A 26867-nucleotide genomic window follows, 5' to 3' on the forward strand; every position below is an offset into this window, starting at 1 on the left:
CAGACCAGCGACTCTGCGTGAATATTGTCACTCAGAGTGGTCTGTAGGGTACGAATTTCACGTTTGATCACCCAGCAGATGACGGCACAGGGAGATCAGCCGGGCCCGCAGCGGCGCGGACCGGCGGGCGAACGCGGCCTGGGACCGGGCGTACTCCGCCCGTCCCTCGGCCGTCTCGATGCGGACCGCGGGATAACCGTAGGCGGCCAGGTCGTACGGGCTCGCCCGCATGTCCAGGGCCCGCACGTCCGCGGCCAGCTCGAAGCAGTCGCCGACGAGTTCCGCCGGGACGAACGGGTCCAGTTTGTAGGCCCATTTGAACAGATCCATGTTCGCGTGCAGGCAGCCCGGCTGCTCCAGCTCGGCCTGGTTCTCCCGGCTGGGCGCGAGGCCGTTGCGCGGCCGCGCGGGGTCGGTGAAGAAGCGGAACGCGTCGTAGTGCCCGCACCGGATGTCCATCGACTCGACCACGGTGTCGGTGCCCGCCGAGCCCAGGCGCAACGGCACCTGCGCGTGGCGCACCGAGTCCGCCGGTTCGCGGTAGACCATGGCCCACTCGTGCAGGCCGAAGCAGCTCAGCCGCGGCGCGCGCGAGGCCGTCGCGGACAGCAGGCCCAGCACGAACTCCGCGGTCCGCGCCCGCCGGCCGGTGAAGGCGGCCGGGTCGAGCGTCACGCCGTCCCCGGTCTCGACGTAGGCCGGCCGGTCGAGGAACCGCCGGGCGGCCGGTCCGGCGAGCACGACGCCCGGACCCGGCTGCCAGCGCTCCACGTGCCCGGGCCGGTGCGAGTAGTAGGTGAACAGGAAGTCCAGCACCGGATGCCGCTCACCGCGGCCGCGGCGCTCCTGGTGCGGTCCGGTCCAGACCCGCATCCGCTCGGCGTGCGCGCGCTCGCGGGCCAGCCACTCGGGCTCGGCGAGCACCACCGGCCCGGTCACGCCGTCACGTGCGTGCCGTCGCGCACCGTGCCCACGTACTCCTCGACCAGGTCCTCCAGCGCGACCACGCCGACCGGGTGGCCGGAGGCGTCCAACGCCCGCGCCAGGTGGCTGCCTTCCTTGCGCATGGCCGAAAGCGCGACGTCGAGCCGCGCGTCGGAGGACAACTCGGTCAGCGCGCGGGTCTTGGCCTCCGGTACCGAGGTCGACGGTTTCTGGCCCACCAGGTCGAGCACGTCCTTCACGTGGATGTACCCGGTGAGCGTGCCGTCGTCGGTGCACACCGGGAACCGCGAGAACCCGGTGGAGGACACCGCGCGCTCGACGTCGCCCAATGTCGGTCCACAAGGGAGGGTGGTCAGCTCGGCCATCGGCACCAGCACGTCGGCCACGGTCTTCGCCACCGAGGACAGCGTCTGCGAGAGCCGCTGGTGCTCCGACTGCTCCAGCAGCCCCTCGCGGCGCGATTCGCTCAGCAACTCGGCCAGCTCGTCGGAGGTGTAGGCCGTCTCCAGCTCGTCCTTGGGCTCCACCTTGACCGCGCGCAGCAGCGAGTTCGAGACGAAGTTCAGGAACCAGATGACCGGGCCGGCCAGCTTGACCCAGCCCACGTGCACCGGGACCAGCCACAGGGCCAGCCGCTCCGGCTCGGCGATGGCGAGGTTCTTCGGCACCATCTCGCCGATCAGCACGTGCAGCATGGTGATGAAGGCCAGCGCGATGGCGAACGAGATCGGGTGCAGCAACTGGTCGGGCAGGCCGAGCAGGTCGAACAGCGCGGAGAGCTGGTGCGCCACGGCGGGTTCGCCGAGGCGGCCGAGCAGCAGCGAGCAGATGGTGATGCCCAGCTGCGCGCCCGCGAGCATTTGCGACACGTGCCGGCTGGCGTTGATCACGATCTTCGCGCGGGTCTTCCCCTGCTCCAGCAGCGCTTCCAGCCGGTCGCGCCGCGAGGAGATCAGGGTGAACTCGGCGCCGACGAAGAACGCGTTGGTGAGCAGCAGGACGACGACGAGGGCGATGTTCAGCCAGTCGCTCACGCCTTCACCCCCCGGCGCGAGGCCGCGGGCGGATCGCCGGCCCGCGGTGCGGCCGTCTCGTCCACCGGGCGGACCTGGACCTCGGCGATCCGGTGCCGGTCCATGCTGGTGACGGTGAGCCACCAGCCGTCGACCTCGGCGGCGTCGCCCTCGGCCGGGATGCGGCCGAGCCGCTCCAGCACCAGCCCGGCGATGGTCTCGTAGTCGCCGTCGGGCATCCGGAACCCGGTGACGTCGGTGACCTCGTCGGCGCGCAGCTGGCCGGAGACCAGCCAGCTGTCGGTGCCGAGCTGCTGCGAGGCCGGGGCCTCGCCTTCGTCGTGCTCGTCGCGGACGTCGCCGATGATCTCCTCGACCACGTCCTCCAGCGTGACCAGCCCGGCCGTGCCGCCGTACTCGTCGACCACGATGGCGAGCTGGTAGCGGGAATCGCGCAGGCGGTTGAGCAGCGCGTCGCCGGACAGCGACTCGGGCACGGTCGGCACCGGCCGCATGGCCGAGCCGATCCGCATCGTGGCCCGCTCCTCCGCGGTGATGGTGAAGGCCTGTTTGACGTGCACCGCGCCCTGCACGTCGTCGAGGTCCTCGGTGTAGACCGGGAACCGCGAGAAGCCGGTGCGGCGGGAGAGCTCGATCAGGTCGTCCACGCTGTCGTCCACGGTCAGCGACTCGACCTGCACTCGCGGGGTCATCAGCTCCTCCGCGGTGCGCTCGCCGAAGCGCAGCGAGCGGTCGAGCAGCTCGGCGGTCGAGGTGTCGAGGGTGCCGCTCTCGGCACTGGAGCGCACGATCGAGCCCAGCTCCTGCGGCGAGCGCGCCGAGCGCAGCTCCTCCTGCGGTTCGACGCCGAACTTGCGCACCAGGAAGTTGGCGCTGTTGTTCATCAGCGTGATCAGCCAGCGGAAGAGCGCGGAGAACCGCGAGTGGTAGCCGGTGACCGCGCGGGCGGTGGCCAGCGGGCGGGCGATGGCCAGGTTCTTCGGCACCATCTCGCCGAGGATCATCGACAGGAACGTGGCCACCACCAAGGCGACGACGACCGAGACGCCCTCGGCGACCGCCTCGGACAGCCCGCCGAACAGCGGGCGCACCAGCTCGCCGATCAGCGGCTCGGCCAGGTAGCCGGTGATCAGCGTGGTCAGGGTGATCGCGACCTGCGCGCCGGAGAGCTGGAAGCTCAGCGTGCGGTGGGCCTTCCGGACCGCGAGCGAGCGGCGGTCGCCGACCTGGCGCACGTCGGCGTCGACGGTGCTGCGCTCGAGTGCGGTGAGGGAGAACTCCGCGGCCACGGCGAGGCCGGTGCCGATGGTCAGCAGGAGGAATCCGAGCACGCCGAGAACGGAGAACAGGGCGCCGGTCATGCCGTCGCGCCCTTCGTGGCGGGGGGAACGGCTAGCGGGAAGCCGGGTTGCTCACCCGGCCCGGTACTGTCACCGGGCGACTGCGCGGCGCGCACTGGTCGAGTCACTCCTAGCAGGGAAAATCGGCTTGTACTGCGACGATGCCGACAATCCTAACGTGCGGCCGGCGCGCGGCCCGCGCCGCCGGGGTGTGGCGCGCGGCTCAGCGCGGATGCCGGCCGAGCAGCGCGACCAGGCGGGTGGGCGCGTCCGCGGTCCGGCCGGCGGCCACCGGCGGGTCGAACACGCCGAGGCCCTGCCACTGTTCGACCATCGGCCGCAGCATGTCCAGCAGCCGGCCCGCCAGCTCGTCCGGCACCGGGTTGGGCCGGCCCAGCGCGGTGGCCACGTCCCAGCCGTGCACGGCCAGGTCCAGCGTCATCTGCCAGCCGTACTCCTCGGCCGGGATCAGGCCGAACGAGACGTGCACCGTGTGCTGGACGGCGCCGGGGGAGAGCCACGCCGCCCGAGCCGCCGCCGAGGCCCGGGCCCAGGCCGCTACCGGGTCTTCGCCGAGCACATCGCCCTCGAACCGGTCGCCGACGTCGTCCAGCGTCGCTCCCGCGAGCAGGTGCGGGACCCACAACTGCTCGGCGACCAGGTGGTTGACCACGTCCCGGACCGACCACTCGGTGCAGGGGGTGCCGCGGCCCCAGCCGGCGGGGCCGGTCTCGCGGACGGCCCGGTCGAACACGTCGACGGCCCGGCCGTGTGCGTCGAGGAGGTCCACGGGCACATTCAACACGAAAGCGCGGGCGGCGCAGCGTGGAAAACCTATCGGGTGGCGCCGGGGCGGTGCCGCCGCACGGTCTCCTCGACCAGGTCGAGCACCGGGCCCAGGTCGTCGCCGGGCAGGCCCATGGCCAGGTGCGAGACCAGTCCTTCGAGGACCAGCTCCAGGAACGCGGTGAGCACGTCCACGTCGACGTCGTCGCGCAGGTTGCCGGCGTCGCGCTGGCGCTTGAGCCGCTCGCGGGTGGCCACGGTCAGCTGCTCGGAGCGCTCGGCCCAGCGCGCGCGGAACTCCGGGTCGGTGCGCAGCCGGCGCGAGACCTCCAGCCGGGTGCCGAGCCAGTCCGCCGGGTGCTCGCTGTCGCCGGCCAGCAGCTCGCGCATCACCTGCACGAGGCCCTGCTCGGCCACCACGTCGGCCATCCGCACGGCGTCGTCCTCGGCGAGGGCGAGGAACAGCGACTCCTTGTCGCGGAAGTGGTGGAAGATCGCGCCGCGGGACAGGCCGGTGGCCTCTTCGAGACGGCGTACAGTGGCGCCTTCGTAGCCGTAGCGGGCGAAGCAGACGCGCGAGCCGTCGAGGATCTGTCGCCGGCGTGCGTCGAGGTGATCCTGGCTGACCCGTGGCATCTTGAAATCCTGACACCCGGGACCGGGTTCTCGCAATCCGTACGTACGTACTGTGACGTGGAGTCGCGGGAACCGATCCGTCCCGGCCGCCGTCCCACCTCCGCCGACCCGCCCTCCGGCTGCGGCCGGAGGTGTGGTTTCGGCGGTGTGGTCGTCGCACACTGCTGACATCGGCGGGTGCGATGACTACCCTGTGCACCATCACGGTGCGTGAGACTGGGGAAGGGAACGGCCTTGATCTTCGGCGAAGCGGGCCGTGCGGCTCAAAGCGTCTTCGGTGCCCCGGCGCCCGCCGGTCCGGCCTACGGCGGCCCGGGCGGGGGCGGCGGGCGGTTCGAGATGGACGCCGCCGAGCTGGAATCGGTGCTCGGGCTGTGGCGGGACCAGCTGGACCGGATCACCGCCGACGGCCGCGCGATCGAGGGGATCCTGGCCGGGCTCACCGCGCCGGGTGCGGACCCGGCCAGCGGCGGCTACGTCGCGGTGGGCCGGGACTCGCTGGTGGCGTTGCAGGACCAGAACCGGTCGATGGAGCGGTACGCGCAGGACTACCTGGAGAAACTGCGGGCGGCCAGGGACCGGACGGTGGCGGCCGACCAGGCGAACGCGGACCTCGGCCGGGCGCGGTGACCGCGGTGCGTTCGGGCGGACGGGCCGCCGCGGCGGCCTTCGAGGGGGCTTAGGTGGACGGCCGGCAGATCTACGAGAACTTCAAGAACGGCGACACCGCGGGCCTGCGTGACGCGGCGGCCGAGGTGCAGCGGCTCTCGGCGGCGTACCTGGAGCGTGCGCAGGGCATCCGCGATTTGCAGAACCGGATGGCGAAGTCCTGGACCGGCGGTGCCGCGGATGCCGCGAAGGCCGGGGCCGGACCGCTGGAGCGGGCGTTCCACGACACCGCCGACCCGCTGGACATGACCACCGCCTCGGTGGAGATGCAGGCCGGCAGCTTCGAAAGCTCCGGTCACGCGGTGGTCGAGGTGCCGCCCAAGCCGGACCGGCCGAACCCGTGGACCACGGGGCTCAAGGCGGCCATCCCGATCGCCGGACCGTTCATGGCCGCCGGCGATCAGCGGTCCTACCAGGACGGACTGAACCGCTACCTCGCGGCGAACGAGACCAACGTCCGCGTGATGGACCAGTACGACGGGGTGACCACCAGCACGAAGTCGGTGCTGCCGACCGGATACGGCACCCTCGTGCCGGACGGCGCGGCGATCCGGCTCAAGACGCCGGCCCGGACCGGACCCGCCGGGCCGCCGCGCCCCGGGTCGCCGGGTGCCGGTCCGGTTCCGGTTCCGGCGGACGGGCGGGCCACGCCGGGCGCCGCCGGGCCGGGGCGGGGGGCGGTGGTCGGTGCGCCGGCGGGGAGCTCGACGGCGGTCGGGGGCAGTCATACCGAGACCGGCAGCGGACCGGGCAGTCACGCCGGTCACCCCGGTCACCCCGCAGTCCGGTTCGGCGATGGCACGACACCGCAGGACACCACGACCACGCCGAGCACCAGTACCACGCCGAGCACCAGCACCGAGCAGAGCACCGGCACGACGGCGGGCTCACCGCTCGCCGCGACCGGACCGGCCCCGGGCCTGCCGCCGGGCGGCGCAGGCAACGGCGCGGGCCGCCCGAACGGGCCCGGGGGTGCGACGGTGTTCGCGACCGGCCACCAGAACCCGGCCACCGTCGACGATCCCCAGGGCGGTCGCGGCGGTGCGGGCCCGCGTCCCGGCGTCGCCGGCGCGGCGGTCCGGTCCGCACCGGGCCGCGGCGGGGCGGCGGACGGGGTGCTGGGTGCGGGCGGGCGCCGTGGCGGGGCCGAGGACGAGGAGCACCAGCGCCCGGACTACCTGATCGAAGCCGACCCGGACGCGATCTTCGGCACCGACCAGCGGACCAGCCCGCCGGTCCTCGGAGAGTAGGCGGTGGCCGAGGTGACGGGGCGGGTCGACGTTCCGATCGAGGCACTGGCCGCGCTGGCCGAGCGCGAGCAGGTGGGCCGGCTGCACGTGACCCTGCGCCCGGAGCCGCTCTGGCTCTCCGACGTCGAACGGGACGAGGCGGCCAAGCGGGTCGACGAGGCGCTGGCGGTGGCCGGGCTGGTCGACGCGCGCGGCCGGGCCACCGTGGACTTCCTCGACTGGCTGCCGCTGCTGGCCAAACCGGCGCTGGAGTACTACGGCTGGGTGGGCGTCGGCGACACCACCTACGGGGTCTTGGCCGCGGCGAGCGGGTTGCAGGCGGTGCTCGCGGTGTCCGACGGCGAGCACGTCGGCGTCCAGGAGATCGACCGGCAGCGGCTGGTCGAGACGCTGGTCGAACAGCTCCCGGCGGTGGCCGCGGGCGGCGGGAACCCGCGCACGGTCCGGGTTTCCGACCTCGACGAGGCCGCCCGCCGCGGCGAGGACGCCTATCCGCTGGACCCGGCGGTGGCCGACGTGGTCAGCCTCGTGCAGCGGCCGGTCCTCGGCAGCGGCGAGCTGTACGCGGGCCGTCGTGACGAGGTCGGCCGGCACGTCCAGTTGCGGGAGCCGCTGCACTACGCGGACACCGACTGGGGCCGCTACCTCAGCTACACCGACGGCGAGGGCGCGGACGCGGTGATCCACCTCGGCCCGGCCGGTCCGGTCGATCTGTGCCGCGCGCTGCGGGGGATGGCCGCGGGCCTGATCGGCTGAGCGCCGGACACCGCACGCCCGCCGGATCGTGACCGCGCCGATCCATGCCGATTCCATGCCGATTCAGCGTCGATCCGGCGCCGAGCCAAGGCATCGTCCCGATCCGCCCGGCAGAGCGGGACGACCGGCCGGTTCGCGGGCGGGCGCGAACCCGAGCCGACCCGGCGGGCCGGGCGGGGCGGACGCTAAGGTCACCGCTTCCCCCTGCTGCTCCCGGAAGGACGACCACCGCTTCCATGAACCACGACAACTCGCCGTCGGTCTTCGGGCCCGGACTGGGCTTCGGCACCGGTTCGGGACTGCTCTTCCTGATCCTGATGATCATCGCCCTGTGGCGGGTGTTCACCAAGGCCGGGAGGCCCGGGTGGGCGGCGATCATCCCGATCTACAACGTCTACGTACTGCTGAAGATCGCCGGGCGCTCCGGCTGGTGGCTGCTCCTGCTGCTGATCCCGCTGGTCAACCTCATCGTCGCGATCATCGTCTCGCTGGACGTCGCGAGGGCCTTCGGCAAGGGCGGGCTGTTCGGCTTCTTCGGGCTGTTCCTGTTCTCCGTCATCGGTTACCTGATCCTCGCCTTCGGCAGCGCCCGCTACACCCGCCCGGCCGCACGCTGATCGAAGAAGGGCCGTGCGGTATCCGCCCGCACGGCCCTTTCCCTCCCCCCAGGGGGTGAACAGCGCTCGGGCGCGTCGCCGGACGAGCACCCGCGGATGCCGGTCGCCGCCGGAGCGGGGCCGGGCACCGGAGACCGCGCCGCCCTGATCATCCGGTTGGCGCAGTGCCCCCCTCAGCCGTGGTGGACGGCCTGGTCAGGAGCTTCTTACGGGGTCGTGATGAATCCGTCCGGAGTCCGCGCGGCCCTGTTTTTGTCGGACCCCCCGTGTAGCGTCCGAGAACAAGTGGTCCCACCCCGTGGACCCCTCAGCCAAGGACGATCCAGTGGACGGCGACCGATGACCACGGTGCACGATTTCCCGGAGCGATCCGGAAGTGCGTCGAACCTGACCGCGCGGGTCCTTTCCGACCGCGCGGCGGGGGAGGCGTACGTCGCCTCGGTGTGTTTCAAGCACGGCCCACCGAGGCTGCTCGGCGTGGAGCTGGAGTTCACGGTGCACCACGCCGCGGACCCGGCCCGCCCCCTCGACCCCGACCTCCTGGCCACGGCGCTCGGCCCGCACACCCCGCGGACGCTGCGCCCCGACAGCCCGGCAGTCCCGCTCCCGGCCGGTTCGCCCCTGAGCCTCGAGCCCGGCTGCCAGGTGGAGATCTCCTCCGCCCCCCAGGCCACGCTGCGCGAACTGCACGCAGTCGTCTCGGCCGACCTCTCCCACCTCGCCACCCTCCTCGCCCGGCACGGCCTCGTGCTCGGCGAGTCGGCGATCGACGCCCACCGCCCGCCGCGCCGTGCCCTGAGCACCCCGCGGTACGCGGCCATGGAGCGCCGGTTCGCCCCGCTCGGCCCGGGGGGCCTGACCATGATGTGCAGCACCGCGGGCCTGCAGATCTGCGTCGACGCCGGCGAGGCCGACCAGTACGCGGCCCGCTGGGCGGCGGCCCACGCCATGGGCCCGCCGCTGCTGGCCACCTTCGCCAACTCCGCCGTGCACGCCGGCCGGGACACCGGCCACGCGTCCGCGCGCTGGCTGGCCGTGCTCGACACGGAGCCGGTGCGCACCTTCCCGGCCGAGCCCGGGCCGGACCCGGCGGCGGACTGGGCGCGGCGGATGATGGACACCCCGCTGATGGTGCTGCCCCGCGGCGAACGGCCGTGGGACGCGCCGGAGGGCCTGACCTTCGCCGACTGGATCGGCGGCCGCGGTGCCGCCGGGGTGCTGCCCCGCCCGACCGTCGCGGACCTCGACTACCACCTCACCACGATGTTCACGGCGGTGCGGCCGCAGGGGTACCTGGAGATCCGGTACCTCGACGCCCAGCCGCCGGGACAGTGGCTGCCGCCGGTCGCGCTGGTCACCGCCCTGCTCGCCCGTCCGTCCACTGTGGAGCGGGTCGGCGAGCTGTGCGCCCCGGTGGCGGGGCGCTGGGCCGACGCGGCCCGGCGGGGGCTGGCCGATCCCGGCCTCGCCGCCGTCGCGCGGGAGCTGGCCGAGCTCGGGATCGCCGAGCTCGGCGCCACCGGACTGCCCGAAGCGGCCATCACGGAAATCACCGGGAGCGTGCGCGCACGCGTGAACGGATCCAGGAGTACGCAACGATGAGTGTCACCCCGGAGCAGAACCCGCTGCTCGAACTCAGCCCGCAGGACCTGCGGGCGCACGCGGCCGAGGCCCTCACCCGGGCCAGGGCCCGCAGCGTCGCCCTCACCGACGCCGTCGACGACGAGGACCTGGTGCGCCAGCACTCGAAGCTGATGTCGCCGCTGGTCTGGGACCTCGCGCACATCGGCAGCCAGGAAGAGCTGTGGCTGGTCCGCGACGTCGGCGGCCGGGAGCCGCTGCGCCCGGAGATCGACGACCTGTACGACGCGTTCCAGCACGCGCGGGCCGACCGGCCCGCGCTGCCGCTGCTCGGGCCGGCCGAGGCCCGCGCGTACGTGCGGGAGGTGCGCGACAAGGCGTTCGACGTGCTGGAGAGGACTCCGCTTGAAGGCAGCCGGCTCACCGAGAGCGCGTTCGCCTTCGGCATGATCACCCAGCACGAGCAGCAGCACGACGAGACCATGCTGGCCACCCACCAGCTTCGCCGCGGCGAGCCGGTGCTGCACGCGCCGGAGCCGCCCCGCCCGGCCGGGGGCGCGCGGACGGGCGAGGTGCTGATCCCCGGCGGCCGGTTCACCATGGGCACCAGCGCCGAGCCGTGGGCGCTGGACAACGAGCGCCCGGCGCACGAGGTCGACGTGCCGGCGTTCGTCCTGGACACCGCGCTGGTCACCTGCGGCGCGTACGTCGAGTTCCTGGAATCCGGCGGTTACCGGGACCGGCGGTTCTGGAGCGAGGGCGGCTGGGCCTACCGGACGGGCCACGAGATCGGCGCGCCGCGGTTCTGGTGGCGCGAGCTGGACGGCTGGTGGCGCACGCGGTTCGGCGTGCGCGAGCCGGTGCCGGCCGACGAGCCGGTGGTGCACGTTTCGTTCTACGAGGCCGAGGCGTACGCACGGTGGGCGGGCAAGCGGCTGCCCACCGAGGCCGAGTGGGAGAAGGCGGCCCGCCACGACCCGGCGACCGGCCGTTCGCGGCGGTTCCCGTGGGGCGACGAGGAGCCCACGGCCGAGCACGCCAACCTCGGTCAGCGCCACCTGCGCCCGGCCGCGGCGGGCGCGTACCCGGCCGGCGCCTCGCCGTACGGCGTGCACCAGCTGATCGGCGACGTCTGGGAGTGGACGAGCACGGACCTGTACGGGTACCCGGGCTTCGAGGCGTTCCCGTACCGGGAGTACTCGGAGGTGTTCTTCGGGCCCGACTACAAGATGCTGCGCGGCGGCTCGTTCGGCACCGACTCGGCGGCGATCCGGGGCACGTTCCGCAACTGGGACTACCCGATCCGGCGGCAGATCTTCGCCGGCTTCCGCTGCGCCCGCGACCCCCGCCCCGGCGAGGTGGGATAAGCGGCATGTGCCGGCACCTGGCTTACCTCGGCGCGCCCGTTTCGCCCGCCGAGCTGATGTTCGCCGCCCCGCACGCGCTGCTCGTGCAGTCCTACGCACCGCGCGACATGCGCGGCGGCGGGACGGTCAACGCCGACGGCTTCGGCCTCGGCTGGTACCCGGAACCGGGTGCGGCGCCGGTGCGCTACCGGCGCCACTGTCCACTGTGGACGGATGAGGCGCTGCCCGCGCTGGCCGCCTCGGTACGGGCCACGGCCTTCGTCGGCGCGGCCCGCAACGGCACCAGCGGGATGCCGGTGACCGAGGCGGCCGCCGCGCCGTTCGCGGCCGGCCGGTGGCTGTTCAGCCACAACGGCGTCGTCCGCGGCTGGCCCGGCTCGGTGGCCGGGCTCGCCACCGGGCTCGACGTCACCGAGCTGCTCACCCTGGAGGCGCCGACCGATTCGGCCCTGCTGTGGGCGTTGCTGCGGCAACGCCTGCGGGCGGGGCAAGACCCGCTGGAGGCGGCGACCGGGCTGATCGACGCGGTCGAGGCGGCCGCGCCGGGCTCTCGGCTGAACTTCCTGCTCACCGACGGCGAGACGCTGGTCGGCACCGCGTGGACCCACGCGCTGTCGATGCTCCGCACGCCCGGCGGGGTGGTGCTGGCTTCCGAGCCGTGCGATCCCGATCCGGGCTGGACCGCCGTGCCCGACCGCCACGCCGTGCGAGTGACCGCGGCGGGCGCCGAACTGTTCCCCCTGACCTTCGATCGGAGCACCCCCTGATGACCGAGGCCGACCTGGAGAGCCATCGCGGCGACGTGACCGGCGAGCTGCGCGCCGACGTGACCGCCGGGCTCACCGCCGACCAGAAGTGGTTGCCGCCCAAGTGGTTCTACGACGCGGACGGCAGCGAGCTGTTCGAGAAGATCACCGCGCTGCCGGAGTACTACCCGACCCGCTGCGAGCGTGAGGTGCTCGCCGCGCGGGCGGCGGACATCGCCGGGCTCACCGGCGCGCACACGCTGGTCGAGCTGGGCTCCGGTTCGAGCGAGAAGACCCGCCTGCTGCTCGACGCGCTGACCGGGCACGGCACCCTCGAATCGTTCGTGCCGCTGGACGTCTCGGAGTCCGCGCTCGCCGAGGCGTCGGCGGCGATCGCCGCCGACTACCCGGGGCTGGCCGTCCGCGGGGTGGTCGGCGACTTCACCCAGCACCTGGGCCTGCTGCCCGGAGGACGGCCGCGGCTGGTCGTCTTCCTCGGCGGCACGATCGGCAACTTCCTTCCCGAGGACCGCGCGACCTTCCTGAAGTCGGTGCGTGAAGTGCTCGACGAGGGTGAGTGGCTGCTGCTCGGCACCGACCTGGTGAAGGACCGCGAGACGCTGGAGCGCGCGTACGACGACGAAGCCGGTGTCACCGCGGCGTTCAACCGCAACGTGCTGCGCGTGATCAACACCGGCCTGGGTGCGAACTTCGACCTCGACGCGTTCGAGCACGCCTCGTACTGGGACGCCGGGCACGAGTGGGTCGAGATGCGGCTGCGCGCCCGGCGGGCGCTGACCGTGCAGATCCCCGGCGCCGGACTGGAGGTGCGCTTCGCCGAGGGCGAGCACATCCGCACCGAGATCTCGGCCAAGTTCCGTCCCGGCGGGGTCGAAGCGGAGCTGGCGGCGGCCGGGTTCGGCTTGGAACGCTGGTGGACCGACTCCCAGCAGCGGTTCGGGGTGAGTTTGGCAAGATCGGTGCGTGGCTGAGCCCCTCGCGTCCCTGGCCCGCCGGCTCGGCACCCGGTCCTGGGTGATGGCAGCCGCCCCGGGCATCATCGCGGCCGATCAGGCCCTGCACCGCTGGTTCGGCGGCCGGGTGAGCCTGGTCGGCCTCGCCGGGCTGCCGTCGCTGCGGCTGACCACGGTCGGCCGCCGCAGCGGGCTGCCCCGCTCCACCAACCTGCTGTACTTCCCGCACGGGGCGGACTTCGTGCTGACCGGCTCCAACTGGGGCCGGCCGCGCAACCCGGCCTGGACGTTCAACCTGCGCGCCCGCCCGGAGGCCGAGGTGGCCATCCGGGGGCGCGTGACCGCGGTGAAGGTCCGCGAGCTGGAGGGCGAGGAGTACCGGCGGATGTGGGCCGAGCTGCTGGGGTTCTGGCCGGGTTACGAAATGGAGCGCGCCGCGGCCGGGCGGGTGTTGCCGGTGTTCGTGCTCTCGCCCCGCTGAGCGGGAACCGGCTCCGGCCGGGCGCCGCCGGCCCGGGGGGTTCATCCGGGAATCTCCTCCTTTCGACCGGTGCCCCGCTTTGCCCGGTTATGCGAGTCTCGCCCTTGGTGACAGGCCGCACCGGACCGCGTGCGGCTGCGAAACGGGAGGGTGTGAGGTCTTGCGGGGATCCAGAAGACTGCGCGCGGCCGCCACGGTGGTGGCGCTCGGCGCGGGGGTGACACTGGCCGGAGCCGGGCCCGCGGTGGCCGGAGAGGCGGCGGCGCAGGCGGGCGCCACCCAGAGCGGGGCGGCCCAGACCGGGGCGACGCAGAGTGGGGCGGCCCAGGTCGGGCGGGTGGCCGGGGTGGACTGGAAAGCCTGCTCCGCCGCGACCTTGACCGGGGTCCCGGCTGACCAGGTCAAGCTGTACAGCTGTGCCCGCTACCGCGTGCCGGTCGACCACGACGACGCGACGCTGGGGACCATCGACATCGCCCTGCTCAAGCGGGCGGCGAAGGAGCCGGCGAAGCGGATCGGCTCGTTGTTCCTCAACCCGGGCGGTCCGGGCGGCTCCGGGCTGCGGATGCCGATCGCCGGTGCGGGCTACTTCCAGCCGCCGGTGCTCGACCGGTTCGACCTGATCGGGTTCGACCCGCGCGGGGTCGGGGCCAGCAATCCGCTGCGCTGCTTCACCACCGCCGAGGACGCGTCCGAGGTGATGGACTCGATGGCCGCCGTCCCGCGCACGCGCGCCGAGATCTCCGCGACGCTCGCGGCGTACAAGGACTACGGGCAGTTCTGCAAGAACAACGCCGGCGCGCTGCTGAACCACATGTCCACCAAGGACGTGGTCCGTGACCTCGACCAGCTCCGCGCCGCGGTCGGGGACCAGAAGCTCAGCTACGTCGGCTTCTCCTACGGGACGCTGATCGGCTCGACCTACGCCGCGATGTTCCCGAAGCAGACCCGGGCGATCGTGATCGACGGCAACGTCGACCCGCAGCTGCGGACCACCGACGGCGTCACCTACGACCTGCAGCGCGCCCAGGGCTTCGAGATCTCGCTCGACGCCTTCCTCAAGCGCTGCGACCAGGCCGGCGACCGGTGCGCGTTCAGCTCCGGCGATCCGCGCGCGAAGTTCGACGAACTGCGCGAGTACCTGAAGGACCAGCCGATCCAGCTCCCGGGCCAGGCGCAGAAGCTCGACCTCGGCGCCTTCGTCGGCGGGGTGTCCAGCGCGCTGTACTCCCCGGCCGGGTTCGCCTCCCTGGCCGAGGACCTGCAGAAGGCCTACGACGTCATCCACCCGCTGGCCGCGCAGCCGCAGGGCGTGGCCCCCGGCGGGCTGAAGGTGCTGGGCCCGGGCAAGAACGGGCACGTGGACCTGGCCCCGGACAGCCCGTACACCGGTGACGACTCCTACTTCGGCGTGAACTGCGCGGACAAGCCGATGCGGATCAGCCAGGCGCAGGTGCCCGGGATCGCCGGGCAGGCGGACCGGCAGTCGCCGACCTTCGGGCGGTACCAGGTGTTCTCCGACATCGCGGGCTGCCCGGTGTGGCCGTCGGCGAAGAAGTCCGACCGGTACTCCGGGCCGTGGCACGCGAGCACCGACGTCCCGGTGGTCGTGGTCAGCAACCTGTACGACCCCGCCACGCAGTACGCGTTCGGCCGGAAGATGGCCGCCGAGCTGGGCAACTCGCGGCTGCTGTCGGTCGACTCGTTCGGCCACTGCATCCTCGGCCGCGCCCTCGGGGTGGACCAGGCCGTGGCCGGGTACCTGACCGACCTCACGGTGCCGGCCGAGGGCCAGGTGTTCCAGCCGAACACCCAGCCGTTCCAGGCCGCTCGGACCGCCCAGGGCTGAGCCCGGCCGGTTGACCCCCCACCGGGCCGCCCGCGATCTCGATTCGCGGGCGGCCCGGTTTCGCGTTCCGGACGGAAATCGGGCATAACGGGACGACGCCCTTGCCAGCCGGACACCGACCGGCGAAAGTGGCCGCCAGAAGTTCACCGGAGAGGAGTTGACGTGCGACGCTCGGTGGGCATCCTCGGTGCCGCCGGTTTCGTGGCCGTGGTGGTGGGCACCACGGCCGGTCTCCCGTCGATCCCGCCGGACACCCCGGTCCGGGCCGGGCCGATCGGGGTCTCGCGGTCGGTGTGCGGCGACTGGACCGCCCCGCCGCCCGGGACGCAGACGCTGCAGGTGCGCAACAACGCCGCCGTCGCCATGGAGGTCGAGGTCATCGACCCGGCCTCCGGCACGGTGTTCGGCGAGCTGGACGGGGTCGGACCCGGCACCACGCGCTCGCTGCCGGTCGACCTCGGTGACGGCGGATACGCCCTGCGCTGCGTCCCGGACGACGGCACGCCCTTCGTCGGCGCCACGGTGCGGGTCACCGGTGGTGCGGCCCGGCCGGGCCCGGCCGTGGTGCCGGTGACCGACGCCGACCTGCTGGGGCCGCTCAAGCGGTACCACGTCTACGTCGCCGACGGGCTCGGCACGCTCGCCGGCCAGACCGCCGTGCTCGACCGGTCCGTCCACAGTGGAGACCGCGAGGCCGCCCGGCGCGACTGGCTGACCGCGCACCTGACCTACGAGCGCCTCGGCGCGGCCTACGACGCGTTCGGCGATTCCGACCGCGCCCTCAACGGCACCACCGACGGCCGGCCCGGCGGCGCCCGGGACCCGGGCTTCACCGGCTTCCACCGGCTGGAGAACGGTTTGTGGCACGACGAAAGCCTCGACCGGCTGGCCGAGGTGGCGGACCGGCTCGACGCCGACGTCCGGGACCTGGCCGCCGCGTTCGCCGACGCCCAGATCGGCCAGAACGACCTCGGACTGCGCGCGCACGAGATCATGGAGAACACCCTGCAGTTCGAGCTGACCGGCCGCACCGACTACGGCAGCGGCAGCGCCCTGGCCACCGCCGGCGCGAACCTCACCGGCACCCGGGCCGTGCTCGACGTGCTCCGCCCGCTGCTGGCCCCCCGCTTCCCGGGGTTGCCGGACCTCGACGCCTGGATCGGCCGGACCGGACGTGATCTCGGGGCCGTCGAAGGCAAGCCGCTGGCCGAACTCACGCGGAGGCAACGGGAACGCGTCGACGCCGACGTCTCGGAGCTGACCGAGCGCCTGGCCCCGATCGCCGCGATCACCGAGCCCCGGCGGGTGTCGTGAGCCTCGGGCGGCGCGCGTTCCTGCGCGGGGCGGCGGCCGCGGGGGCCGGGGCGGGACTGGCCGGGCTGGCCGGGAGCGCGGCGGCGAGCGGCGGTGGCCGCTCCTCGGCCCCGTTCCACGGGCCGCGCCAGCAAGCCGTCCTCCTGGACCCGCCGCGGCACTCGATCGTCGCGGCGTTCGACGTCGTCGCCGAAGACCGCGCCGAGCTGACCGGAGTGTTCGCCGAGCTCACCGACCGGGCCCGGTTCCTCACCCGCGGGGGAGCGCCGGCCGCGCTCGGCATCACCGGCCCGCCCGCCGATTCCGGGGTGCTCGGGCCCGAGGTCCCGCCGGGGGAGCTTTCGGTGCTGCTCGGCGTGGGCTCGTCGCTGTTCGACGACCGCTACGGCCTCGCGCCGCGCAAGCCCGCGAAGCTCAAGCCGATGACGATGTTCCCCGACGACGCGCTCGACGAGGCCTGGTGCCACGGAGATCTGAGCCTCACCCTCAGCGCCGACGAGCCGGACACCGTGCTGCACGCGCTGCGCGACTTCAGCCGCGCCACCCGTGGCGGACTGCAACTGCGCTGGAAGATCGACGGCTTCGCCTCGCCGCCGCGCCCGGCCGGCGCGCCGCGCAACCTGATGGGGTTCAAGGACGGCACCGCCAACCCCGGTCCGGCCGACCGCGACCGTCTGGTGTGGACCGACGAGGGCGGCAGCTACCAGGTGGTCCGGCTGATCCGGATGCTGGCCGAGTTCTGGGACCGGGTCTCGCTCTCGGAGCAGGAGAACATGATCGGCCGGCGGCGCGACACCGGCGCCCCGCTCGACGGCGACACCGAGGACGACGTGCCGCGCTACGAGCAGGACCCGGTGGGCACGGTGATCCCGCTGACCAGCCACATCCGCCGGGCCAACCCGCGCACCCCGCAGACCGGCGGCGAGCGCATCCTGCGGCGCGCGGTGAACTACGACCGCGGCGTCGATTCGAACGGCAACCTGGACCTGGGCCTGGTGTTCACCTGCTACCAGCGTGACCTCGAGCGCCAGTTCGAGGCGGTGCAGCGGCGGCTCGCCGGCGAACCGCTCACCGACTACATCTCGCCGTTCGGGGGCGGGTACTTCTACCTGCTGCCCGGCGTCGTCGACGAGGCCGACCACTACGGCCGGGCGCTACTGGGCTGAAAGGGGCAGGTTGTGGGCAGGAGCAAGAGGAGGACCGCGCTCGCGGCGGGCTCGGTGGCCGTGGCCGCCCTGCTGGTCTCGGCCTGCGCGAACAGCGAGGCCGACCCGGCCGGGCCGGACCACGCGGTGGACGCGGCCGGCTTCGCCACCGCGACGCCGATCAAGCACGTGGTGGTGATCTTCGGCGAGAACATCGCGTTCGACCACTACTTCGGCACCTACCCGCACGCCACCAACGAGAACGGCACCCCGTTCCACGCCGCGCCCGGCACCCCGGCGGTCAACGGTCTGACGCCGCGGCTGCTGACCGCCAACCCCAACGCCTACAACCCGAAGCGGCTGGCCCCGGACCAGGCTCTGACCTGCGACCAGTCGCACGACTACGGCAAGGAGCAGGCCGCGTTCGACGGCGGCCGGATGGACAAGTTCGTCGAGCACACCGAGAAGGACAAGTGCACCGGTCAGCCGGTGCTGTTCGGCGAGCCCGGACTGGTGATGGACTACTTCGACGGCAACACCGTGACCGCGATGTGGAACTACGCCCAGCACTACTCGCTCGGCGACAACTCCTTCGACGCGGTCTTCGGCCCGTCCAGCCCCGGCGCGATCAACCTGGTCTCCGGCCAGACCCACGGCCTGCAGCCGGTGGACTCGGTGACCGGCCGGGCGCTGGTGGACCCGAAGACCGCCGCCTCACCGGACGCCGCGGGCGTCGGGACCATGATCACCGACCCCGATCCGGCGTTCGACGACTGCTCGGACAACAACCACACCGCCACCGACCACCTCGGCGCCTTCGGGGGCCGCACCGTGGGCGACCTGCTCACCGCCCGCAAGGTGACCTGGGGCTGGTTCGAGGGCGGGTTCAGGCCGACCGGGAGCGCGAACGGCTACGCGGTCTGCGGCACCGGGCACCCGAACGTCGGCGGCCAGTCCTCTGTGGACTACAGCCCGCACCACGAGCCGTTCCAGTACTACCGGTCCACGGCGAACCCGAAGCACCTTCCGCCCAGCTCGCTGTCCGCGGTGGGCCAGGGCGACCGGGCCAACCACCAGTACGATGTGCGCGATTTCGACGAAGCGCTGGGCCAGGGCACCATGCCGGCCGTGAGCTTCCTCAAGGCACCGTCCTACCAGGACGGTCACGCCGGCTACTCCGACCCGCTCGACGAGCAGGCGTTCGTCGCCGGCGAGGTCAACCGGATCCAGTCCTCGCCGCACTGGCGCGACACCGCCATCGTGCTCGCCTACGACGACTCCGACGGCTGGTACGACCACCAGCCCTCGGAGATCGTGAACGGCTCGCACGACTCGGCCGAAGACTCGCCGCTCTGCTCCTCGCGCCCGGTGAAGCTGGGCGGCTACGCCGACCGCTGCGGTTACGGCCCGCGCCTGCCGCTGCTGGTGATCTCGCCCTACAGCCGGGTCAACCACGTGGACCACACGAGGACCGACCAGACCTCGGTGCTGCGGTTCATCGAGGACAACTGGCACCTCGGCCGGATCGGCGACGGCTCCTACGACGCGCTGGCGGCGCCGTTGACCGGGATGTTCGACTTCTCGCACCCGGGGGCGAAGACCCTGAAGCTGGACCCGAAGACCGGTGCGGTGGTGCCCTGAGCCGGCTGAGGTCGTGGTCACAAGGCCCTCGGCCCCGGCGGTGATCGGCGCGTACAGTGGCTCGCGTCGATCACTCCACGAGTACGGAAGCGAGGTGAGCGGCACATGCCGCAGGACAGTCTTGTGCGGACCGGAATCGCCCTCACCCGTGGCTCTCGCGGGCGCTGATCCAGCGGGGCGGTGATCCGGCCGCCCCTGTCCGGCTGTGCGCGCACGCCGGAAAAGAGCCGGAAATGACCACTTTCGAAATGCTGCTGCGGGTCGGCACGGGCGTCGGGCTGGGCGCGGTGATCGGGTTCGAGCGCCAGTACCGGGCCCGGATGGCGGGACTGCGCACCAACGCGCTGGTCGCCGTCGGTGCCACCCTGTTCGTCCTGCTCTCCGCCCACGGTTTCGGCGGGCTCTCGGGCAGCGGCGACGCCGACCCCACCCGCGTGGCCGCCCAGATCATCTCCGGCATCGGGTTCCTCGGCGCCGGGGTGATCCTGCGCGACGGGCTGAACGTCCGCGGCCTCAACACCGCGGCCACCCTGTGGTGCGCCGCCGCCGTCGGCTCGCTGGCCGGTGCCGGGCTGTACCAGGTGGCGGTGGCCGGCACCGCCGTCGTGGTGGCGGTGAACGTGCTGCTGCGCGCCCTCGGCCGCGTCGTCGACCGCCGCCCGGACCCCGGCGACGAGACCCCGGCGCGCTACTCGTTCGAAGCGGTCACCCGCGACGCGGACGAGGCGCACGTCCGCGCCCTGCTCGTGCAGGCCCTGACCCGCACGGACTTCCGCCTGCTCTCGGTCGAGAGCGTCGACCGGCCGGACGGCGGCACGGTCGTCGTCCGCGCCGAGCTGCTCGGCGACCAGCGGGACGACGCGCAGATGGAATCGGCGGTCTCGCGGCTTTCGCTGGAGCCTTCGGTTTCCCGCGTGCGCTGGGACGTCGCCGGGGCACCGGACGTGGAGGAGCTGGCCGCGCGCCGCTGAGTCCCGGCCCGCCCGCCCGTGCTGATGGGGCTGGACGGTGCCGGGGGGAACGGCGGAGGCCGCCCCGGCGAACCGGGGCGGCCTCCGCTCGTGGTGCGACGGGAATCAGCTGCGGGTCATCTTGCGCAGCACGTACTGCAGGATGCCGCCGTTGCGGTAGTAGTCGGCCTCACCCGGGGTGTCGATGCGGACGTCCGCCTCGAACTCGACCTTCGTGCCGTCCGCCTTGGTGGCGGTGACGTGCACGGTGCGCGGGGTCCGGCCGTCGTTCAGCTCGGTGATGCCGGCGATGTCGAACGTCTCGGTGCCGTCCAGCTTCAGCGACGCGGCCGATTCGCCGGCCGGGAACTGCAGCGGGATGACGCCCATGCCGATCAGGTTCGACCGGTGGATGCGCTCGAACGACTCGGTGATCACCGCGCGGACGCCCAGCAGCGAGGTGCCCTTGGCCGCCCAGTCGCGCGACGAGCCCGAGCCGTACTCCTTGCCGCCCAGCACGACCAGCGGGGTGCCCGCGGCCGCGTAGTTCTGCGCCGCGTCGTAGATGAACGCCTGCGGGCCGCCCTCGGCGGTGAAGTCGCGGGTGTAGCCGCCCTGCACGTCGTCCAGCAGCTGGTTGCGCAGCCGGATGTTGGCGAAGGTGCCGCGGATCATCACCTCGTGGTTGCCGCGGCGCGAGCCGTAGGAGTTGAAGTCCTTGCGGCCGATGCCGTGCTCGGTGAGGTACTGCCCGGCCGGGGTGTCGGCCTTGATCGCGCCGGCGGGGGAGATGTGGTCGGTGGTGACCGAGTCGCCCAGCTTCGCCAGCACCCGCGCGCCGGAGATGTCGGTGACCGGGGCCGGTTCGGCCTGCATGCCCTCGAAGTACGGGGGCTTGCGCACGTAGGTGGACTCGCCGTCCCACTCGAAGGTCTTGCCCTCCGGGGTCGGCAGCGCCTTCCAGCGCTCGCCGCCGTCGAACACGTCCGCGTAGTCCTTGGTGAACATCTCCTGGGTGATCGAGGAGTCGATGGTCTCCTGGATCTCCTGCGGGGTCGGCCAGATGTCGGTCAGGAACACGTCGTTGCCGTCGGTGTCCCGGCCCAGCGGCTGGTGCTCGAAGTCGAAGTCCATCGTGCCGGCCAGCGCGTAGGCGATCACCAGCGGCGGCGAGGCCAGGTAGTTCATCTTGACGTCCGGGTTGATCCGGCCCTCGAAGTTGCGGTTGCCCGAGAGCACCGACACGGCGGTGAGGTCGTTCTCCTGGATCGCCGCGGAGATCTCGTCCGAGAGCGGGCCGGAGTTGCCGATGCAGGTGGTGCAGCCGTAGCCGACCAGGTGGTAGCCCAGCTTCTCCAGGTACGGCCACAGGCCGGCCTTGTCGTAGTAGTCGGTGACGACCTGCGAGCCCGGCGCCATCGAGGTCTTGACCCACGGCTTCACCGCGAGGCCCTTGTCGACGGCGTTGCGCGCCAGCAGCGCGGCACCGAGCATCACCGACGGGTTCGAGGTGTTGGTGCACGAGGTGATCGAGGCGATCACCACGGCGCCGTGGTCGAGCACGAACTCGCCGCGGTCGGCGGTCTTCACGGTGACCGGCTTGGACGGGCGGCCCGAAGCGCCGTTCGCGGCGGACTGGCTCTCCACCGCGTCGTCGTCGGCGAAGGTCAGCGTGACCGGGTCACTGGCCGGGAAGGACTCCTCGACCGCTTCGTCCACCTTGGTGTGCGGGGTGCGCTGGTCTTCGTCCACGTAGTCGTGCACCGACTTGCGGAACGAGGACTTCGCGTCGGAGAGCTCGATGCGGTCCTGCGGGCGCTTCGGCCCGGCGATCGACGGGACGACGGTGGACAGGTCCAGCTCGATGTACTCGGAGTAGACCGGTTCGTGCGCCCCGGCGGAATCGGCCGAGTGCCAGAGGCCCTGCTCCTTGGCGTAGGTCTCGACCAGGGCGACCTGCTCGGGCGAACGGCCGGTCAGCTTCAGGTAGCGGACGGTCTCCTCGTCGATCGGGAAGATCGCCGCGGTGGAGCCGAACTCCGGGCTCATGTTGCCGATGGTGGCGCGGTTGGCCAGCGGCACCGCGCTGACGCCGTCGCCGTAGAACTCGACGAACTTCGAGACCACGCCGTGCTTGCGCAGCATCTCGGTGATGGTGAGCACCACGTCGGTCGCGGTGACCCCGGTCGGGATCTCGCCGGTCAGCTTGAAGCCGACCACGCGCGGGATGAGCATGGAGACGGGCTGGCCCAGCATGGCCGCCTCGGCCTCGATGCCGCCGACGCCCCAGCCCAGCACGCCCAGCCCGTTGACCATGGTGGTGTGCGAGTCGGTGCCGACGCAGGAGTCGGGGTAGGCCTGGCCGCCCCGGGCCATCACGGTGCGCGCCAGGTGCTCGATGTTGACCTGGTGCACGATGCCGGTGCCCGGCGGGACGACCTTGAACTCGTCGAACGCGCCCTGGCCCCAGCGCAGGAACTGGTAGCGCTCGCGGTTGCGCTCGTACTCGATCTCGACGTTGCGCTCGAACGCGTCGGGGGTGCCGAACACGTCGATGATCACGGAGTGGTCGATCACCAGCTCGGCCGGCGCCAGCGGGTTGACCTGGTCCGGGTTGCCGCCCAGGTCGGTGACGGCCTCGCGCATGGTGGCGAGGTCGACGACGCACGGCACCCCGGTGAAGTCCTGCATGATCACGCGGGCCGGCGTGAACTGGATCTCGATCGACGGTTCGGCGCTGGGGTCCCAGTGGCCGAGCGCGCGGATGTGGTCGGCGGTGATGTTCGCGCCGTCCTCGGTGCGCAGCAGGTTCTCGAGCAGGATCTTCAGGCTGTAGGGCAGGCGCTCGGAGCCCTCGACCTTGTTCAGGCGGAAGACCTCGTACGAGGCGTCTCCCACCTTCAGCGTGTCTTTGGCGCCGAAGCTGTCCTTGCTGGCAGGTGCAGTCACGTCTAACTCCAGTGGCATGGACCCGCGCCCCTGTCGGGCGGGGAGTCCCGGGTCAGTTCGGTGGGTGTCCGGGGTGTTCGTGCGGCCCTCGGGAAGGCCACGGCCGAGTGTGGCGCACCCCCACCGTAGGACCGGGATCGGGATGGCACACCTCGTCCGCCGCTCCAAACAGTACGCGCGTCCTGTATTAACTTCAAGCCGACCCGCCGGAGGGGCTGGGCCATTCGGACACGCGGGGTAAGGAGGGTCCCCCGATGAGGGGAATTGGGTGCCTACGGTGTGTGAGTTCCGCCTGAGGCTTGTGATAGTGGTGTGACTGCAGTGGCACGAGGTGTGAACACTGCGTGGTTGGCCCAGGTGGCGCGGCCCCTGGTGAGCGGAGGAGGCGGGTCGTGGCGATCCGGAGTGCACGCGGGGCCCGGCGTGGCCTGACGGTCGGCACGTTCGCCCTGGTGGTGCTGCTCGGCGCGGCCGGCCCGGGCTGGGCCGTGCCACCGCCTCCGCCGAACCCGAGTGATTCGGACCTCAGCTCGTCCAAGGCGGCGGCGAACGCGAAAGCCGGCGAGGTCGGCCGGCTGACCAACCAGCTCGCCCAGGCCGAGGGCCGGCTCAGCTCCCTGCAGGACGACCTGGAGCTCAAGCAGGAAGAGGCCAACAAGGCGCTGGTCGATCTGCAGACCGCGCAGGACGCGGCCTCGCAGGCCGAGCAGGACGCCCGGTCCGCGCGCACGCAGGCCGACGCGGCCGCGGCCGCCATCGAAAAGGCCCGCGACGACCTGAAGCGGTTCGCCGCGGCGAGCTTCGAACAGGGCAGCACGATCGGCTCGGTCTCCGCCTACCTGACCGCCGACAGCCCGCAGGACCTGCTGGCGCGCGCCCAGTTGCTCGACTCCATCGGCGGCTCGCGGCTGAACGCGCTGGACCGGCTGCAGCAGGCCCAGACCGACAAGTCCAACAAGGACTCCGCCGCGCGCAAGGCGCTCGAGGTCGCGCAGCAGAAGCAGGACGCCGCGCGGCAGGCGAAGCGCGGCGCGGACGTGGCGCAGTCGGCCGCGGTCCAGGCCCAGCAGACCCAGGCCGCGCAGAACACCCAGTTGCAGGCGAGCAAGTCCTCGGTGGAGCAGCAGCTCTTCGCCGCGCAGGCCACGGTGAACGGGCTGCAGGGCCAGCGCCAGCGCTACCAGGACTGGGTCGCGCAGAAGCAGCGTGAAGACGAGGAGCGCGCCCGCCAGGCCGCGCTGGCCAGCAGCAGCAGTGGTGGCGGCGGGGGCCGGCAGTCCAGCGGCGGTGGCGGCGGCGCCCGGCCGTCACCGGCGGCGGGCTCGTCCATCGAAGCGGTGATCGCGCGGGCGCTTTCCCAGGTCGGCCGCCCGTACGCCTGGGGTGGCGGCAACGCCGGCGGCGCGACCCGCGGTATCCGCGACGGCGGCGTGGCCGACATGTACGGCGACTACAACAAGATCGGCTTCGACTGCTCGGGCCTGATGATCTACGCCTTCGCGGGCGTGCAGTCCCTTTCGCACTACAGCGGCTACCAGTACACCTCGGGCCGCCGCGTGCCGCTTTCGCAGATGCGCCGCGGCGACATGCTCTTCTACGGTGGCTCGGGCGGCATCCACCACGTCGCCCTGTACCTCGGCGGCGGGCAGATGGTGGAGGCCCCGCAGTCCGGCTCGAACGTCCGCGTCGCCTCCGTCCGCTACGGCGGCATCATGCCGTACGCGACGCGGCTCATCGGCTGACTGCTCAGCTCTCCAGGCCGCGGAGCAGACCCTCCAGGTCGCGCTCGCCTTCGCGGGTCTGGGCGCCGTGGGCGAGGCCCGCGCGGATCAGGCGCTCGGCCGCGGGGCGGGCGAACTGGGCGGCCCAGGCTTCGTGCTCGCGCCGGAGGCCGGGGGTCAGGTCCCGCGGCGGGAGGGCCTGCTTGGCCGCGGCGACCACGCCTTCCGGGAGCGCGGCGATGTCCCGGGCGAGCCGGTCGACGAACTCGTCGAGCCGGTCGGCCGGGACGGCCCGGTTGACCCAGCCGTAGCGTTCGGCGGTTTCCGCGTCGTACAGCCGGGCGCCCAGCACCACTTCCAGCGCCCGGTTGCGGCCGATCCGGTCGGCCAGGTACTGGGTGCCCCCGCCGCCGGGGACGATGCCCATCAGCGCCTCGACCTGGCCGATCCCGGCCCGGCCGATCGCGGCGAAGGCCAGGTCCGCCGCGGTGACGAACTCCGCCCCGCCGCCGCGCGCGAGCCCGGCCAGCTTGACGATCGTCACCTGGGGCTGGTGCCGCAGCAGCTCCCCGAGGGCCTGGAACACGTTGACCCCCTCGGGGGCGCCGGCGGCGAGCCCGTCGAAGGCGTCCGGGGTGTCCACAAGGGACATGTCCACATGCGCCACGAAGAAGTCCGGGTCGGCGCTGGCGAACACGATCACCCGCGCCTCGTGGTCTTCGCGCAGCGCGGTCAGCAAGTGGCGGAGGTCGGACATGAGGGCGACGTCGAGCACGTTGACCGGCGGGTGGTCGAGGGTGACGCGGACGAGGCCGTCCTCACGGCGCACCCGGAGGGTCGTGTAGGCGTACTGGGACATGGGGGATCTCCGAAATCGTGCCTGGCCGGCACCTAGGTTCCTGATGTATACCTAGCTTGGGGCGGCGGGCGACCGGCGTCAACAACGCACTTCCGGCAGCTCAAGTATCGGGGAGGATACCGGGATGGACCTGCGCGACACCGGTCACAGCGCTGACCGTCTCGCGGGCGGTGCGGACGGTGTGGTCTACCGCGCCGACTGCCCCAGCCGCCCGATCCTCGACCAGATCGCCGACAAGTGGTCGATGATGGTGATGGCCGTGCTGGAGGAACCCCGGCGGTTCAACGACATCAAGCGCCGCCTCGAAGGCGTCACCCAGCGCGTGCTGACGCAGACCCTGCGGCGCCTGGAGCGCAACGGGATGATCGAGCGCCGCGTGCTGCCCACCTCGCCGGTCGGCGTCCAGTACTCGCTGACCCCGCTCGGCCGGTCGCTGCGGGAGCCGTTCGGCCGGCTCTACGACTGGACGGTCGCCCACACCGAAGAGATCCGGCGGTCCCAGCAGGGCTACGACCGCCGGGTGGGCGCGGCCGAGTGAGTCCACAGCGGACGGTGCTCATCCGCCCCCGGTGATCGCCGCGCGGACGTCGTGCGCGAGGGCGTCGGGGTCGGTCCGGCCGAAGGCGACGCGCTGGAGCAGGAAACCGTGCAGCAGCGCCATGATCACGCGCGCGTTCGCTTCGGGTTCGGCCTCCGGCGCGAGCCGTCCGGCGGCCTGGGCCCGGCTCAGCGCCTGGGTGATCTCACCGGTGACGCGGGTGAAGCCGGCCTGAGCGGGCCCGTTCAGGCCGGGGTTGCGCAGCAGCTCGGCCCAGGCCATCACCCCGCAGCGCAGCAGCTCGGCGCGGTCCGGCGCCGCACCGGCGGGCGTCGCCTGGACCGCGGTGGCCACCAGCTCGGCGATCGTGACGTCCTCGGATTCCTCCAGGCGCCGCAGGACCGGGTCGAAGATGGCCGCGAAGGCGAGCCGGGCGACCTCGACGATCAGCTCCTGCTTACCGCTGAAGTAGCGGTACGGGGCGCCGGTGGACACCCCCGCCTCGGCCGCGATGTCCGGCATCGAGGTGCCGTGGAAGCCCTGGCGGGCGAAACAGCGGCGGGCGGCCGCGATGATCTGGTCGCGGTTGGCCGAGCGGTGCTCGCTGGTGATGCGGGGCATGCCGTTCCCTCTCCGGCCGTCCATGAATGAACGGTCATTCGCCTTGACTTCGTGCCGGTCAGCATCCCATACTTCATGTGAATGGTCGTTCACGATAG

24 protein-coding genes are annotated in these 26867 nt (G+C 72.6%); 16 read left to right on the plus strand and 8 right to left on the minus strand.

What is annotated here, in order from left to right; genetic code table 11:
- Positions 1-57: 57 nt before the first annotated feature.
- The 5 genes from NYF13_RS17190 to NYF13_RS17210 all read right to left on the minus strand — a co-directional run bounded on the left by NYF13_RS17190 (position 58) and on the right by NYF13_RS17210 (position 4741).
- A complete protein-coding gene (locus NYF13_RS17190) occupies positions 58-939 on the minus strand; it encodes a 3-methyladenine DNA glycosylase (protein ID WP_315658035.1) in 882 nt (293 codons plus the stop codon).
- The gene (locus tag NYF13_RS17195; RefSeq protein WP_315658036.1) at positions 936-1979 is read right to left on the minus strand and encodes a hemolysin family protein; all 1044 of its coding nucleotides are present in this window, start codon (positions 1977-1979) and stop codon (positions 936-938) included. Before NYF13_RS17195 ends, NYF13_RS17190 begins: the two co-directional genes overlap by 4 nt.
- Positions 1976-3340 (minus strand): hemolysin family protein, encoded by a 1365-nt coding sequence (locus NYF13_RS17200; protein ID WP_315658037.1) that lies wholly within the window; start codon positions 3338-3340, stop codon positions 1976-1978. The genes NYF13_RS17195 and NYF13_RS17200 overlap by 4 nt, the downstream gene beginning before the upstream one ends.
- A 202-nt stretch (positions 3341-3542) precedes the next feature.
- On the minus strand, positions 3543-4109 hold the full coding sequence (locus tag NYF13_RS17205) for a TIGR03086 family metal-binding protein (RefSeq protein ID WP_315658038.1): 567 nt from the start codon (positions 4107-4109) through the stop codon (positions 3543-3545).
- A gap of 44 nt (positions 4110-4153) precedes the next feature.
- Positions 4154-4741 (minus strand): helix-turn-helix domain-containing protein, encoded by a 588-nt coding sequence (locus NYF13_RS17210; RefSeq protein WP_315658040.1) that lies wholly within the window; start codon positions 4739-4741, stop codon positions 4154-4156.
- Positions 4742-4951: 210 nt separating this feature from the next.
- Here NYF13_RS17210 and NYF13_RS17215 point away from each other — a divergent pair, with 210 nt between their 5' ends.
- The 14 genes from NYF13_RS17215 to NYF13_RS17280 all read left to right on the plus strand — a co-directional run bounded on the left by NYF13_RS17215 (position 4952) and on the right by NYF13_RS17280 (position 20102).
- A complete protein-coding gene (locus NYF13_RS17215; protein ID WP_315658042.1) occupies positions 4952-5371 on the plus strand; it encodes a hypothetical protein in 420 nt (139 codons plus the stop codon).
- Between the two features lie 53 nt (positions 5372-5424).
- Complete coding sequence (locus tag NYF13_RS17220) at positions 5425-6660, plus strand: hypothetical protein (protein ID WP_315658044.1); 1236 nt, start codon at positions 5425-5427, stop codon at positions 6658-6660.
- 3 nt (positions 6661-6663) lie between these two features.
- Positions 6664-7416, plus strand: coding sequence for an ESX secretion-associated protein EspG (locus NYF13_RS17225; protein WP_315658046.1), 753 nt, complete (start codon positions 6664-6666; stop codon positions 7414-7416).
- 236 nt (positions 7417-7652) lie between these two features.
- Positions 7653-8033, plus strand: coding sequence for a DUF5684 domain-containing protein (locus NYF13_RS17230; RefSeq protein WP_315658048.1), 381 nt, complete (start codon positions 7653-7655; stop codon positions 8031-8033).
- Between the two features lie 339 nt (positions 8034-8372).
- A complete protein-coding gene (locus tag NYF13_RS17235; protein WP_315658050.1) occupies positions 8373-9635 on the plus strand; it encodes a glutamate-cysteine ligase family protein in 1263 nt (420 codons plus the stop codon).
- Positions 9632-10981 (plus strand): ergothioneine biosynthesis protein EgtB, encoded by a 1350-nt coding sequence (gene egtB, locus NYF13_RS17240; protein WP_315658051.1) that lies wholly within the window; start codon positions 9632-9634, stop codon positions 10979-10981. Before NYF13_RS17235 ends, egtB begins: the two co-directional genes overlap by 4 nt.
- A 5-nt stretch (positions 10982-10986) precedes the next feature.
- Positions 10987-11748: an ergothioneine biosynthesis protein EgtC gene (egtC, locus tag NYF13_RS17245; protein ID WP_315658052.1), complete on the plus strand. Its 762-nt coding sequence runs from the start codon at positions 10987-10989 to the stop codon at positions 11746-11748.
- The gene (egtD, locus tag NYF13_RS17250) at positions 11748-12719 is read left to right on the plus strand and encodes an L-histidine N(alpha)-methyltransferase (RefSeq protein ID WP_315658053.1); all 972 of its coding nucleotides are present in this window, start codon (positions 11748-11750) and stop codon (positions 12717-12719) included. Before egtC ends, egtD begins: the two co-directional genes overlap by 1 nt.
- Positions 12712-13182, plus strand: a complete 471-nt coding sequence (locus tag NYF13_RS17255; RefSeq protein WP_315658055.1) for a nitroreductase family deazaflavin-dependent oxidoreductase — start codon at positions 12712-12714, stop codon at positions 13180-13182. Before egtD ends, NYF13_RS17255 begins: the two co-directional genes overlap by 8 nt.
- 178 nt (positions 13183-13360) lie before the next feature.
- Complete coding sequence (locus NYF13_RS17260; protein ID WP_315660344.1) at positions 13361-15031, plus strand: alpha/beta fold hydrolase; 1671 nt, start codon at positions 13361-13363, stop codon at positions 15029-15031.
- Positions 15032-15193: 162 nt separating this feature from the next.
- Positions 15194-16345 carry an EfeM/EfeO family lipoprotein gene (locus tag NYF13_RS17265; protein WP_315658057.1) on the plus strand — a complete coding sequence of 384 codons (1152 nt, stop codon included), beginning with the start codon at positions 15194-15196 and terminating at the stop codon, positions 16343-16345.
- Positions 16342-17511 (plus strand): Dyp-type peroxidase, encoded by a 1170-nt coding sequence (locus NYF13_RS17270; RefSeq protein ID WP_315658059.1) that lies wholly within the window; start codon positions 16342-16344, stop codon positions 17509-17511. The genes NYF13_RS17265 and NYF13_RS17270 overlap by 4 nt, the downstream gene beginning before the upstream one ends.
- Positions 17512-17523: 12 nt before the next feature.
- On the plus strand, positions 17524-19131 hold the full coding sequence (locus NYF13_RS17275) for an alkaline phosphatase family protein (RefSeq protein WP_315658061.1): 1608 nt from the start codon (positions 17524-17526) through the stop codon (positions 19129-19131).
- 233 nt (positions 19132-19364) lie between these two features.
- Positions 19365-20102, plus strand: coding sequence for an MgtC/SapB family protein (locus NYF13_RS17280; protein WP_315658062.1), 738 nt, complete (start codon positions 19365-19367; stop codon positions 20100-20102).
- 105 nt (positions 20103-20207) lie between these two features.
- Here the strand turns inward: NYF13_RS17280 and acnA are convergent, their stop codons facing one another.
- Entirely contained in the window at positions 20208-23030 is a 2823-nt protein-coding gene (gene acnA / locus NYF13_RS17285; RefSeq protein ID WP_315658064.1) for an aconitate hydratase AcnA, read from the minus strand.
- Between the two features lie 392 nt (positions 23031-23422).
- On the opposite strand from acnA, the gene NYF13_RS17290 reads away from it, so the two are divergent.
- A complete protein-coding gene (locus tag NYF13_RS17290; RefSeq protein WP_396287586.1) occupies positions 23423-24772 on the plus strand; it encodes an NlpC/P60 family protein in 1350 nt (449 codons plus the stop codon).
- 4 nt (positions 24773-24776) lie between these two features.
- Here NYF13_RS17290 and NYF13_RS17295 read toward each other — a convergent pair whose 3' ends face one another.
- Positions 24777-25610: an enoyl-CoA hydratase/isomerase family protein gene (locus tag NYF13_RS17295; protein ID WP_315658065.1), complete on the minus strand. Its 834-nt coding sequence runs from the start codon at positions 25608-25610 to the stop codon at positions 24777-24779.
- 124 nt (positions 25611-25734) lie between these two features.
- On the opposite strand from NYF13_RS17295, the gene NYF13_RS17300 reads away from it, so the two are divergent.
- Positions 25735-26148, plus strand: coding sequence for a helix-turn-helix domain-containing protein (locus NYF13_RS17300; protein ID WP_315658067.1), 414 nt, complete (start codon positions 25735-25737; stop codon positions 26146-26148).
- 18 nt (positions 26149-26166) lie between these two features.
- On the opposite strand, the gene NYF13_RS17305 is transcribed toward NYF13_RS17300, so the two are convergent.
- Positions 26167-26793 (minus strand): TetR/AcrR family transcriptional regulator, encoded by a 627-nt coding sequence (locus NYF13_RS17305; RefSeq protein ID WP_315658069.1) that lies wholly within the window; start codon positions 26791-26793, stop codon positions 26167-26169.
- Positions 26794-26867: the final 74 nt, after the last annotated feature.

The organism is Amycolatopsis sp. PS_44_ISF1, assembly GCF_032335455.1.
Classification (GTDB): Bacteria; Actinomycetota; Actinomycetes; order Mycobacteriales; family Pseudonocardiaceae; genus Amycolatopsis.